The sequence below is a fragment of the Paraburkholderia terricola genome, assembly GCF_003330825.1.
GTDB classification, from domain to species: domain Bacteria; phylum Pseudomonadota; class Gammaproteobacteria; order Burkholderiales; family Burkholderiaceae; genus Paraburkholderia; species Paraburkholderia terricola.
This window is the reverse complement of sequence record NZ_CP024942.1, coordinates 1,995,035-2,007,573: the sequence shown is the minus strand read 5'-3', so window position 1 is coordinate 2,007,573 and position 12,539 is coordinate 1,995,035. Positions and strand designations below refer to the sequence as shown.

Below are 12,539 nucleotides of genomic sequence, written 5' to 3'. Positions count from 1 at the left end.
GCTGTTGCGAAATTAGTTAAACCAAGGCTTGAGGCGCGTCCAGCAAATCAAGGCGCAAGCTAACGAGAGGAAAGCCTCGTGGATATGGGCGTAGCGTTCATAGCGAATCTTCAGGCGTCGAAACGAGTGAAGCCAGGCAATCGAGCGCTCGACTTGCCAACGCGTTTTGCCGAGTCCGCTGCCATGGGGCGAGCCAATTTTTGCGAGCACGGGCGTGATGCCACGTTCGCGCAAGCGCTGCCGATGTGGCTCGGAACTGTAGCCCCGGTCGCCCTGAACGATTTGCGGCTTGTGCAGGGGACGTCCCCGTTTGCCCCGGATATGTGGAATGGCCTGGACCAGTGCATCGAGCTGCGTAATGTCGTGGCGGTTTGCGCCGGTCAGGATGACCGCGAGCGGGATGCCTTGCGCGTCGACGATGAGGTGGTGCTTGCTGCCGAGCTTGCGCCGGTCCGTGGGATTCGGGCCGGTTTTTTTCCCGCCAGCATGGCGCGAATTGATGAGCTGTCGACGATGGCACGCGTTAAGTCGATTTCGCCACGGCGGCGCAGTTCGGCCAGCAGCGTTTCGTGGATACGTTGCCAGACACCGGCCTTCTGCCATGCGACGAGCCGTCGCCAGCAGGCGGTGCCTGAGCCGCAACCCATTTCCTGCGGCAGCAGGTTCCACGCAATGCCCGAGCGCAGCACGAACACGATGCCAGTCAGCACTGCTCGGTCTGGCGTCGGTTTGCGGCCCGCGTACTGGCGATTGCGCGGTGCTCGCGCGGGCAGAAGCGGTTCGATGAGTGACCACAATTCGTCGTCTATGAGTTCTTTAGGCATTGCTTCCTGTCAGGCAAAACAAGACAAGAAGTTAACACCAAGTCAGAAAAGTTAACAGACCCAAAACTTAATTTCGCAACAGCTTCTTAGGTTATCGCGCATCGTGCCGTGACTCGGCACTTAAAGGCAAGGTCCGGGTAGCGTCGGACTTCGCGGGTTCAACGCCTGAACTGCCCCGTCAGCGGATCCACATGCCGCGCGAACCCGAACAGCGCGGCGATACAGATTGGACAGGCGATGATAAACATGGTCAACATTTCACACCCCGTTGCAGTAACGTTTTGTTACCGGCAAGTCTAGGCGATCGGCCAGCAAATTAAAGGGAGGAAAACGCAATGCAGTGTTGCCGGTTATTACGCCAGTAAGGAATCTTGGGGGCGGCACTTGCCGTGGTCCGGCGTCCAATATTCCTGACGAAGAGGCGAATTTGGTCCGAAATATCGGACGTCGTCACTTCTCTACTTATAGACCACGACCGCTCTCGTCGACGGTGTATGTCCGATATTTTTGACAAAATATGAGTGTTTGCCTAATATATCGGACATGCCTCGCACCTTTCCGCGCCCCTTTCCGTCAGTCGAAAGACAAATCCATTCGCTCGGCGAACGGCTCAAGCTCGCACGTCTGCGGCGTGAACTCCCAACGGCACTGTTCGCCGAACGGCTGGGCATCTCACGCGATACGCTGAACCGCCTTGAGAAAGGCGATCCGAATATCGCGCTCGGCACCTATATGAGAGCGCTTCGCGTGTTGGGCCTCGACAAGGACATGGATGCCGTCGCCCGCGACGACGAACTTGGTCGCAAGCTCCAGGATCTCAAGCTGCCGGGTCAGCGAAAGCCGCGCCCCAAAGCGCCCGGCGCCGTCCAGATCAAGGCGGAGCGTCCAGCAACCCCGAAAACTTCCAAGAAGTCCGATGGTCAGCAATAAGCCCCGTGACACGTACCATGTGTTTCTCGACACGGCCGAACTGGGCAACCTTCAACACGTCGGCACGTTGTATCGCCAGGCTGCGCGCAGCGATTTGCCCGTATCGTTTGCTTATGCGAAGAACTGGGTAGAGAGCCGCCATGCGTTCATGCTCGATCCGCGTCTCGAGTTGTGGACCGACGAGCAATACCCGCCCGCCAAGTCCGCGGCATTCGGCGTTTTCATGGACTCAGCGCCGGATCGTTGGGGCCGTGTCCTCATGGAGCGCCGCGAGGCCGGCGCAGCCGATCGCGAAAACCGGCCAATGCGTAATCTGCGGGAGATCGATTTCCTGCTTGGCGTGCACGATCTGACACGCGTCGGTGCGCTGCGCTTCCAGGACATGGACGGCAATTTTCTCGACAACAGCGCCAATGCCGCTCCACCCGTCACCGATCTTGCGACCCTGGCCTACGTCAGCCTGCGTATCGAAGAAGCCGGTGTCGAAAAACTGCCGGAATACGATCAATGGCTTGCGATGCTGATCGCCCCTGGCACATCGCTCGGCGGCGCTCGTCCCAAGGCCAACTTCAGCAGTCTCGGCGACGCTCTCTGGATCGCGAAATTCCCCGCGAAAGACGATCGCTACGACATCGGCGCGTGGGAGTACATCGTTCATCGCCTGGCAAGGAAAGCGGGTATCGAGGTGCCTGCATCCGAACTCAAGTATGTCGGCGCACGTTATGGCACCTTCTGCGTCGAACGGTTCGATCGCAGCGCGGGCAGCCGGCGCATGTATGCATCCGCCATGACCTTGCTTGAACGTCGGGACGGGGATTCGGATGCAAGCTATCTGGACATCGCCGAGTATCTTGCGAGCAACGGCGCGCAAAGCCATATCGACGAAGATCTTGCTCAGCTTTTCAAAAGAGTGGCCTTCAATGTCATTGCAGGAAATCGCGACGATCATCCACGCAATCACGGCTTCATCCGCGAAGCGTCGGGCTGGCGGCTGTCGCCAGCGTTCGATATGAATCCAAACCCGGCCAAGCGCGAACATGCACTCACGCTGGACGGCATGAGCGCATTGCCGGATCTCGAAACAGTGATCGAGACCGCCGGGTTTTATCGGCTGGATCACGCGCAAGCGAGCCGCGTCATAGAGGAGGTAAAAGACGCCGTCAGCACGTGGCGGCAAGAAGCCGCCGCCCTCGATCTGTCCCGCCCCGAGATACAGCGGATGGAGAACGTGTTTCAGGTTTGACGGGCTATCGCGGTGACCGGGCGCACAGCGGCGCGCAGCATTAAAGGCAAGCCCAGCAGACTCCCTTATAATCCGGCATGACCCGAACCCCGCTCCTCCCGCCGCCCACGCGCGCCCACCCAGCCGCCACACGCCGCCGCGCCGCCCACCGCTTCACGGTGGCCGCATGAAAACCCCTAAACGCCTGCTGCCGCTCGTCGAAGAGGGCCTGATCGACGAGGTCATTTCGCAATTGATGAGCGGCAAGGAAGCCACCGTCTACGTGGTGCGCAGCGGCGACTCCACGCGCTGCGCGAAGGTCTATAAAGACGCCAAACAGCGCAGTTTCCGCCAGGCCGCGTCCTATCGCGAAGGCCGCAAGGTCAAGAACAGCCGTCAGCAGCGCGCGATGGAAAAAGGCAGCCGCTACGGCCGCGAAGTGCAGGAACAAGCCTGGCAGAACGCCGAAGTGGATGCGCTGTTCCAGCTCGCCAATGCCGGCGTGCGCGTGCCGCAGCCGTTCATCTGCACCGACGGCGTATTGCTGATGGAACTCGTGACCGACGCCGACGGCAACGTCGCGCCGCGTCTGAACGACGTCGACATGACCGAAGAACGCGCGCTCGAATTGCACGCGCTGCTGCTCGATCAGGTGGTGCGCATGCTGTGCGCCGGCGTGATTCACGGCGACCTGTCCGAATACAACATCCTGCTTGCCGCGGACGGCCCGGTGATCATCGACTTGCCGCAAGCCGTGGACGCCGCCGGCAATCTCGAGGCGCCGGCCATGCTGGAGCGCGACGTGAACAACCTCGCCACCTATTTCGGCCGCTTTGCGCCGGCGTTGCTCGACGCCAGCTACGGCAAGGAAATCTGGGCGCTGTTCGAAGCCGGCGCGCTGCATGTCGACGCGAAGCTGACCGGCCGCGTCGAACTGGACACCACGCCGATCGATCTCGAAGCCGTGCTGCAAGAGCTCGAAGATACGCGGCTCGACGAAGAAGCGCGCCTGCGCTACGAACAGTCGCTGCGCAGCGGCACATGAGCCGTTCGCGCGGCGGCATGTGAACGCATGCCTGAATGCCACATCGGCGCCGCGCCGAATCGAGGCTACGACGCGTTACCGCGGCTAGTCACCTCGCCGGAGCCGGAAGAACCCATAACGCCCGGCGCCGGCCCCACCGATTCGCGCATCGTCACGCTCACCGGAAACTCGCGGAATATCTCCCACGTGGTTCGGTAGCATTGATTGACGAGCCAGCGCACCGCGTTCTGGGTCAATTCCGCCGTCGGAATCCGCACCGAGGTGAGTCCCGGCGCGGCGTAGGCCGCCGAGTAATCGTCGTCATAGCCGATCACCGAGACTTCGTCCGGCACCGAAATGCCGACCTGATGAAAGCGCGCGAGCACACTCACCGCCATCGTGTCGTTCGCGCAGAACAGGCCGGTGAAACGCCGCTTCGAATCGAGCAGCCTGATGGCGGCGGCGTAGCCGCCTTCCGGCGAGAAGTCCGATTCGATCAGCGTGACGTCGTGGCGCGCGATGCCCGCCCGCGCCAGTTCGGCGAAGAAGCCTTCGAGCCGGATCAGGTTGTCCGACGCGGTGAAAGGCCCCGAAATCACCGCGATGTCCCGATGCCCGTAATCGAGTAGCGTGCGCGCCGCCAGTTCGCCGCCGCGCCGGTGGTCGGCGCAGAACGACGCCTCCGGCAATTGATCGAACGCGCGGTTCAGGAACACCATCTTCGGATGCATCCGGTGCAGCATGATCAGGTCTTCGTCGTGCAGATCGTGGCTGATCACCACCACGCCGTCGCAATCGCGGCCAATCAGAAAACGCACCGCCTCGATGGCCTGTTCGCGCGGCGACACATCTCCGCAGCCGGTCGCCACCACCACGTGACGGTGCACCGCGCGCAGCTCGGTATCCGTCTGCTTGAGGATCGTGCCGTAGTAGGAGCCGAAGAACGTCGGCACGAAAATGCCGATCATGCCGAGCGATTGCGCCGCCATCGCGCGGCCGATCGACGACGGACGGAAGTTCAGCGCTTCGATCGCCGCCTGCACGCGCGCGGCGGCGTCGGCCGAGACGGGCCCTTTGCCGGAAATGGCGCGCGAGGCGGTCGACATGCCCACGCCGGCCAGTGCCGCGACATCCTTGAGTGTTGCCACGCGGTTCTCCGTCGAGCGAGGTGGTTTTCGATGTGGCGTTCAGCGCGCCGGCGCTATAAGCGGGTGCCGTCCGCTTCGTCGAACAGCGAAACATGCGCGCCGTCGAATGAAAACGCCGCGGTGTCGCCGACCGCAACCGGCATTTTGGTCTGGTCGATCGACGCAATCTGCGCTCCATGATAGTCGAGCCAAATCACGCGGTGGTTGCCCATCGGCTCCACGAGCGAAACTTTTGCGCGCTCGCTCGCGGCCTCGCCCATCCGCACCCGCACGTCCTCGGCGCGCACGCCGAGCACGCAAGGCAGAGAATCCGCCGGCGCACTTTTGAACGGATACGCCGACACGTCGAGCCGTAAATGCGCGGAGCGGAAATGCGGCGCGCCGTCGCGCGACTCCAGCGTGCCCTTGAGCAGGTTCATCGCCGGCGATCCCAGGAAGGTCGCGACGAACAGATTGTCGGGCCGCGCGTAGACTTCGGCCGGCGTGCCGAACTGCTGGATCACGCCGCCGCGCATCACCGCCATGCGCGTGGCGAGCGTCATCGCTTCGACCTGATCGTGGGTCACGTAGATCATCGTCGCGCCGAGGCGCTGATGCAGTTGCTTGAGTTCGCGGCGCAGTTCGGTGCGCAGCTTGGCGTCGAGATTCGACAGCGGCTCGTCGAACAGGAATACGTCGGCCTCACGCACGATCGCCCGCCCGATCGCCACGCGCTGCCGCTGCCCGCCCGAGAGCTGCGCGGGTTTGCGCTTGAGCAGCGGCCCGAGTTGCAGCATCTCGGAAGCGCGCGCCACGCGCCGCGCGATTTCCGCTTTCGGCGTGCCGTTGATGCGCAACGCGAACGACAGGTTGCGCTCGACGCTCATGGTCGGATACAACGCGTACGACTGAAACACCAGCGCGATGCGGCGGTCTTTCGGATCGGCCCACGTCATGTCCTCGCCGGCGATCTCGATGCTGCCGTCCGTCACGTCGATCAAGCCCGCAATGCTGTGCAGCAAGGTGGACTTGCCGCAGCCCGACGGTCCGAGCAGCACGACGAACTCGCCCGCGCGCACGTCGAGGTCGAGATTCTCGATCACGGTATTCGCGCCCAACCGGATCGTCAGATTGCGCACCGCCACGTTGGCCGGATGCGTCAGGCTCGCCGCGTCCGCGACCTCAGGGGCGTTCGCCACGCCCGCCGCCTCGGCCACCGCCGTCATATTTGCCAGGTTCGTCATCGTCTTATCCCTTGACCGCGCCGGACGCAATGCCGCGCACGAACCAGCGGCCTGAAATGAAGTAGACCGCGAGCGGCACCATCGAAGTCAGAATCGTCGCCGCCATGTTCACGTTATAGAGCCGCTCGCCGGTCGTCGTGTTGATGATGTTGTTCAGTTGCACGGTCATCGGCAGGTTTTTCGTGCCGGCGAATACCAGCCCGAGAATGAAGTCGTTCCAGATGCCGGTCACCTGCATGATGATCGCGACGACGATGATCGGCGTGGACATGGGCAGCATCAGTTGCACGAAGATGCGCCAGAAACCGCCGCCGTCCACGCGCGCCGCCTTGAACAGCTCCTGCGGAATCGACGCGTAGTAGTTGCGAAACAGCAGCGTCATCACCGGCATGCCGAAGATCGTGTGAATCACGACGATGCCCGGCAGCGAACTGAACAGATGCACGCTCGCCAGCACGCGCACGAGCGGATACACCATCACCTGCACCGGAATGAACGCGCCCATCAGCAGCACGCCGAACAGCAGGCCCGCGCCGCGCGGCCGCCAGAACGACAGCGCATAGCCGTTCACCGCGCCGATCGCGATCGAGAGCACCGTGCTCGGCACGACGATTCGCACCGAGTTCCAGAAGCCGACCTGAATGCCGTTGCAATCGAGGCCCGTGCACGCGGATTGCCAGGCGGCGCCCCATGCGTCGAGCGTGAAATGCGCGGGGAGAGCCAGAAGATTGCCGAGACGGATCTCGCTCATCGGTTTGACCGACGTGACGAGCATCACGTAAAGCGGCAGCAGAAAGAACAAGGCGGCCGTCAAGAGAAACGCGTAGACGCCGAGACGCGCCGGTGCGAAGGTCGACCGGCGGCGACGCTGCGTGCCGCCCTTCAGCGTGGAGCCGAGCGCGTTCATCACACCTCCTTGCGCAACGCCGCGCGGCTGCGGGCATAGAAGAACGGCGCGAGAATCGCCAGCACCGTCGTCAGCAACACGATCGAGGCCGCGGATGCCAGGCCGATATTGGCGCGGCCGAACAGGTAGTCCATGATGAACTTCGCCGGCACTTCGCTCGCCGTGCCGGGGCCGCCTTGTGTCATCGCGACCACCGCGTCGTAAAGCTTCACGACCATCACGAACAGCAGCACGAAAGCGGTGGAGATCGAAGGGCCGAGCATCGGCACGACGATGCTCGCATAAACGCGCCAACGCGGAATGCCGTCGATGCGCGCGGCTTTCCACAGTTCGTCGTCGATGCCGCGCAAGCCCGCGAGCAACAAGGCCATCACCAGACCCGACGCCTGCCACACGGTGGCGATGACGATCGTATAGATCACCCGATCCTGATCGACGATCCAGTCGAAGCGCGCATGCGCGAAGCCGAGCGTGTGCAACACGGCCTGCGCGCCGAGCTGCGGATTCAGAATCCATTGCCAGACGAGGCCCGTCGCCACGAACGACATCGCATACGGATAGAGAAACACCGTGCGCAACGCGCCCTCGCCGACTACCCGCTGATCGATGAAAATCGCCAGCAGCAAACCGATCACCATGCACGCGACGATGAAGCACGCGCCGTAGATCACGATGTTTTGCAGCGACAGCAGCCAGCGGTCGTTGTTGAAGAGCCGCGCGTATTGCGTGAAGCCCGCGAAGTCGCCGGATGGAAAGGTGCGCGAATTGCTGAGCGACACGCGCGCGGTCCAGATCATCGTGCCGAGATAGGCGAACACGACGGTCGCCACCATCGGCAGCAACGCAAGCCACGCCGCGATCGGCCAACGCTTTTTCAGCGGTTTCGTGCGCGGCTTGGCCCGATGCTTCGAACCGGCGGTTTGCAGCTTGAGCGCGTGCATCGCGAGCACCTAGCTCTTCAACGCATTGGCAAACGCTTTTTGTGCATCGTCGACCGACTGGTTCTTGTTCCAGAAGTTCGTGACGACGTCGATCAACGCGCCCTGCATGTCAGGCGAAAGCAGCATCTCGGGATTCGGCAACTGACGCGACTTGTCCTTCATGATCGCCATGCCCTCCTTCGCGCAGATGTCGAGAGTGCTCGCGTCCGCGTCGGGACGAATCGGAATGGAGCCTTTCCTCGCGCTGAACGCGACTTGCGCGGACGGCGAGGTCATGACCGTCGCGAGCAGGTTCTGCGCCTTGATCGCGCTGGCGTTGTCCGTTTTCGGGAACACGAAGACGTCGCCCGCGACCAGATACGGCGAATGCGGACCGAAGCCGGGGAAGCAGCCGAAGTCTTTTCCGGCGCTCTGCTTCGCAGCCGAGAATTCGCCCTTGGCCCAGTCGCCCATGATCTGCACGCCCGCCTTGCCGGAGACCACGAGTGCGGTCGCATCGTTCCAGTTACGCCCCGGCGAGCCTGGATCGACGAAATCATGCAGGCGCTTGAAGGAAGCGAGCACCTTCCTGAACGCATCGGACTTCACCGCGTTCATGTCGTGATCGCGGTACACCTTCAGATAGAGATCGGGACCGCCCACGTCGGCCAGCACCGCGTCGAAAGTGATTTTTTCCTGCCACGGCTGGCCGCCGAAGGCGAGCGGGATCACGCCCGCGGCTTTCAGCTTGCCCAGATTGGCGATGAATTCATCGAAGCTCTTCGGCTCGGCGGTAATGCCGGCCTTCTGGAACACCGGCTTCGAATAGAAGAACCACGCGGGCATGTGAATGTCGACGGGCGCCGCATAGTAATGGCCCTTCACCTTGATGCTGTCGATGATCGACTGCGGGAACACGCCGTTCCAGTTCTCTTTCGCGGCGACGTCGTCGACATTGTTCAGCAGGCCCTGATCGATCAGGTCGTGAAACTGCTTCGACGTGTTGAACTGCGCGGCCGTGGGCGGATCGCCGCCGACGATCCGGTTGATCGCCGTGGAGCGCGCCTGGTCGGCGCCGGCCACCGCGTTGTCGACCCATTGGCCGCCGGCCTTGTTGTACGCATCGGCGAACTGGCGGATCGCGGCGGACTCGCCGCCCGAGGTCCACCAGTGAATCACGTTGGCTTTCAGGGGCTCGGCGTGCGCGGCCACGCCGTATAACGCCAGCGCCGCCACTACATTCGCCACGGCCATTTTTCTGCTGTTCATTCCGTCTTCTCCTGGCTCGACGCCCTGTTTCGGGTCGACATGCGGACCGGCTTCATCCGCTTTATAGACGCGCTTTATAGACGCGCTTTATAGACGCGCTTTATGGACGTGCTTTATAGACCCGCGTTGTTGACGTGCGCTCGCTCCTTCAGGAACCTGGACACCAGCTCGGCGCTACGTTTAACGGTGCGTTTCTGCGTGGCGTAATCGACGTGCACGATCCCGAAGCGCCGCTCGTAACCGAACGCCCATTCGAAGTTGTCCATCAGCGACCACAGAAAATAGCCGCGAATGTCCACGCCGGCCTTGATCGCTTCATCGACCGCGGCGAGATGGCGCTTGAGGAACGAGATGCGCTGCGTGTCATCGACGCGGCCGTCGATCACTTTGTCGTCCGAGGCCATGCCGTTTTCGGTGATGTAGATCGGCGGCAGATTCCGATACGTGCGCCTGAAACCGGTCAGCAGATCGCGCAAGCCGTCGGGATACACCTCCCAGCCCATCTGCGTGCGCTCGACGCCTTCGAGCGGCACTTCCTTGAACCCATGCGCGCCGTCGCTCGCGACATTGGTGCGGAAGTAATAGTTGATGCCGAGAAAATCCAGCGGCGCGGCGATGGTCCGCATGTCGCCGTCGAGCACCAGCGGCTCGGCGCCCGGCCACAGCTCGAACAGGTCTTGCGGATACGCGCCCTTGAGCAGCGGATCGAGAATCCAGGCGTTGTGCTGCACTTCGAACAGATGCGCGGCGCGCTGATCGGCGGCGCGCTCGCTGTTGGCCGTGCCTCGTCCGATGTTCGCGACAATGCCCTTTTGCGAGGCCGGATCGTTGACGCGCAGCAGAGGTATCGCAAGACCGTGCGCAAGCAGCAGATGATGCATCGCCTGAGTCGCGAAGCGCGTGTTCGCGAGACCCGGCGCGTGATGGCCGTTGCCGTAGCCGAGATAGGCCGAGCACCACGGCTCGTTGAGCGTTGCCCACGCGTCGACCGTGCCGGCGAGTTCGCGGCTCATCAGGTCGGCGTAATCGGCGAAACGGTAGGCGGTATCGCGATTGAGCCAGCCGCCGCGGTCTTCGAGATGCTGCGGCAAGTCCCAGTGATACAGCGTGACGAAGGTCTTGATGCCCTTCTCTTTCAAGCGCCCGAGCAGGCGTTTGTAGAAGTCGAGTCCCTTGCGGTTCGGCGCGCCTGCCGCGTCCATCACGCGCGGCCAGGCAATCGAGAGCCGATAAGCTTCGAGGCCCAGACTCGCCAGCAGGTCGACATCCGCTTCCCAGCGATGATAGTGATCGCAGGCCACGGCGCCGGTGTCGCCCGCGAGCACCTTGCCGGGCGTGGCCGAAAACGTGTCCCAGATGGACGGCAAGCGGCCGTCCTCGTTCACCGCGCCCTCGATCTGATACGACGCGGTGGCGGCGCCGAGCAGAAAATTCTTGCGCCATAGCGACGAGTCCGCGGGCGGCGTAAAGGGATCGGCGAGAGATTGAGGGGAGAGTGCGTCGGATACAGCGAATGCGTCGTTATCCACGGATCCTCCTGATAGGAGTGGAAGCGCTTCCACAAGGACCAGCGAACGATAGCAGCGGCGGATTCGACGCAGCAATCAGGGTTTGTCTGGAGCGATGCTGGCATGCGCGGCGCCGGGATGCGCCGTGCATTGCGAGAGGCTTGAACGACGCGCGAATGCGCGAGCGGAACGTGATTCGCCGCCCAGTCGAAAGGCCGCGCGCCGCGTCAGGCGAACAGCGTTGCTCATGAAGTTCAGGCCTTTACCGGCAAGTCGAACGCGCCGCGATCGTAGGCTTCGCTATACGTTTTCCAGTCGGCGGCCACCTGCGCCGCGCATTGCGTCGCAAGTTCGATCAGCGGCGCTTGCCAGTCCCGGCGATTGCCGAAGGCGATCAGGTCATCGGCGATCGACGACTTCTGCCGGCCGCCGCTGCGCAGATGCGCCCACGCGCTCAGTTCGGCCATGCTGTTGATCACCGCCTCCAGCCTGGACAACTTGCCGTCCCAGTCGCTCAAGGCAACGCGGTCCTCGGACGGTTGCAGGCTGCGCAACACATACGATCGCTGATTGAAGTCCACCGCATGCAGGAACGCCTGCGAAACCGCCTGATTGCGCCGCTGAATGTCGACGACGCGTTCCGCCTCGCTCCGCCACTTCGGCTGCGGCGTGCCCACGTGCGGCGCCACCGAGGAAGGCAGCGCCTCCTTCAGATCGATCAGATAGTTGCCGTCCGGCGAGCCCTTGCCCTCGACGAGAATCACGTAGCGATCCACGCCGAGGCTTCCCGTACCCGCGATTCGCCGCGCCACGTCGAGAATGCGATAGAAGTCGGGATTGGCCTCACTCGCCGCGAACCGGTTCATGAACCCGGTGACGGCGGCGCGCCGCTCGTCGCTCACCGGCAGCGCTTTCTTGCCGTCCACTTTCAGCATGCGGGCTTTGCTTTTGAGCGTGGTGCGCCGGTCCAGATGCGCGATGCGCGTGCGGCTTGCCAGCCCGTCGAACAGATCGCGCACCATGCCGACCGCGGTTTCGGTTTCGATCCAGCGCGCTTTGCCGAAGGCGAGCGCCGCGCCGTAAGCATCCACCGCGGTGTGGCAAAGCGCGAGCGCCTGCGCGCGGCTCAGCTTGAGCGCGCTTGCGCCGACCAGCACGCTCGTCAACAGTCGCACCAGTTCGTAAGAACACGGCGCCAGGCAGGCTTCGTCGAAATCGTTGTTGTCGAAATAGATCAGGCGGTTGTCGGCCTTGTAACTGCCGAAATTTTCCAGATGCATGTCGCCGCAAATCCAAACCGGCGGCGCGCCGTCGAGCACCTTGTCGCGCGGCAGGCGTTCGTAAAACAGATGACAGGTGCCGCGCAGAAACACGAACGGCGAGCCGCGCATGGCTTTGTATTTCATCGCGAGTCGTTCGGGGTCGCGGCCGGCATTGAAGGCGGAGATGATCTGCGCGACATCTGGCATAAGTTGTTTCCCCAAAAAAAGGCGGCGTGTCGGCGCTCAGGGACCGGTCGTCCGATAGTAACGCCCCGTCGGCGCTCGCGTTGAAGCCGAAACCG

At 62.9% G+C, this 12,539-nt stretch carries 11 protein-coding genes; 3 read left to right on the top strand and 8 right to left on the bottom strand.

What is annotated here, in order from left to right:
• Window positions 1–12: 12 nt before the first annotated feature.
• Window positions 13–824, bottom strand: a protein-coding gene (locus CUJ90_RS27550; protein WP_114161924.1) for an IS5 family transposase whose coding sequence is annotated in 2 segments (ribosomal slippage) — window positions 13–485 and window positions 485–824 — 813 coding nt in all. Because the reading frame shifts where the segments join, the coding sequence is not laid out codon by codon here.
• A gap of 543 nt (window positions 825–1,367) precedes the next feature.
• On the opposite strand from CUJ90_RS27550, the gene CUJ90_RS33430 reads away from it, so the two are divergent.
• From CUJ90_RS33430 to CUJ90_RS27535, 3 genes are all read left to right on the top strand, one after another.
• Window positions 1,368–1,754 (top strand): helix-turn-helix transcriptional regulator, encoded by a 387-nt coding sequence (locus tag CUJ90_RS33430; RefSeq protein ID WP_073427350.1) that lies wholly within the window; start codon window positions 1,368–1,370, stop codon window positions 1,752–1,754.
• A 148-nt stretch (window positions 1,755–1,902) separates the two neighbouring features.
• Complete coding sequence (locus tag CUJ90_RS27540) at window positions 1,903–2,997, top strand: type II toxin-antitoxin system HipA family toxin (protein ID WP_244220045.1); 1,095 nt, start codon at window positions 1,903–1,905, stop codon at window positions 2,995–2,997.
• Between the two features lie 166 nt (window positions 2,998–3,163).
• The gene (locus tag CUJ90_RS27535) at window positions 3,164–4,021 is read left to right on the top strand and encodes a PA4780 family RIO1-like protein kinase (RefSeq protein ID WP_073427348.1); all 858 of its coding nucleotides are present in this window, start codon (window positions 3,164–3,166) and stop codon (window positions 4,019–4,021) included.
• 65 nt (window positions 4,022–4,086) lie between these two features.
• Here CUJ90_RS27535 and CUJ90_RS27530 read toward each other — a convergent pair whose 3' ends face one another.
• The 7 genes from CUJ90_RS27530 to CUJ90_RS27500 all read right to left on the bottom strand — a co-directional run bounded on the left by CUJ90_RS27530 (window position 4,087) and on the right by CUJ90_RS27500 (window position 12,444).
• A complete protein-coding gene (locus tag CUJ90_RS27530) occupies window positions 4,087–5,148 on the bottom strand; it encodes a LacI family DNA-binding transcriptional regulator (RefSeq protein WP_083081137.1) in 1,062 nt (353 codons plus the stop codon).
• A 53-nt stretch (window positions 5,149–5,201) separates the two neighbouring features.
• Entirely contained in the window at window positions 5,202–6,371 is a 1,170-nt protein-coding gene (locus tag CUJ90_RS27525) for an ABC transporter ATP-binding protein (RefSeq protein ID WP_193615205.1), read from the bottom strand.
• A 4-nt stretch (window positions 6,372–6,375) separates the two neighbouring features.
• Window positions 6,376–7,278 (bottom strand): carbohydrate ABC transporter permease, encoded by a 903-nt coding sequence (locus CUJ90_RS27520; protein WP_114164275.1) that lies wholly within the window; start codon window positions 7,276–7,278, stop codon window positions 6,376–6,378.
• The gene (locus CUJ90_RS27515; protein WP_083082930.1) at window positions 7,278–8,219 is read right to left on the bottom strand and encodes a carbohydrate ABC transporter permease; all 942 of its coding nucleotides are present in this window, start codon (window positions 8,217–8,219) and stop codon (window positions 7,278–7,280) included. Before CUJ90_RS27515 ends, CUJ90_RS27520 begins: the two co-directional genes overlap by 1 nt.
• A gap of 9 nt (window positions 8,220–8,228) precedes the next feature.
• On the bottom strand, window positions 8,229–9,467 hold the full coding sequence (locus CUJ90_RS27510; RefSeq protein WP_083081141.1) for an ABC transporter substrate-binding protein: 1,239 nt from the start codon (window positions 9,465–9,467) through the stop codon (window positions 8,229–8,231).
• A gap of 113 nt (window positions 9,468–9,580) precedes the next feature.
• On the bottom strand, window positions 9,581–10,996 hold the full coding sequence (locus CUJ90_RS27505; protein ID WP_083081143.1) for a GH1 family beta-glucosidase: 1,416 nt from the start codon (window positions 10,994–10,996) through the stop codon (window positions 9,581–9,583).
• A gap of 233 nt (window positions 10,997–11,229) precedes the next feature.
• Window positions 11,230–12,444: a DUF2252 domain-containing protein gene (locus CUJ90_RS27500; RefSeq protein WP_083081145.1), complete on the bottom strand. Its 1,215-nt coding sequence runs from the start codon at window positions 12,442–12,444 to the stop codon at window positions 11,230–11,232.
• Window positions 12,445–12,539 lie beyond the last annotated feature (95 nt).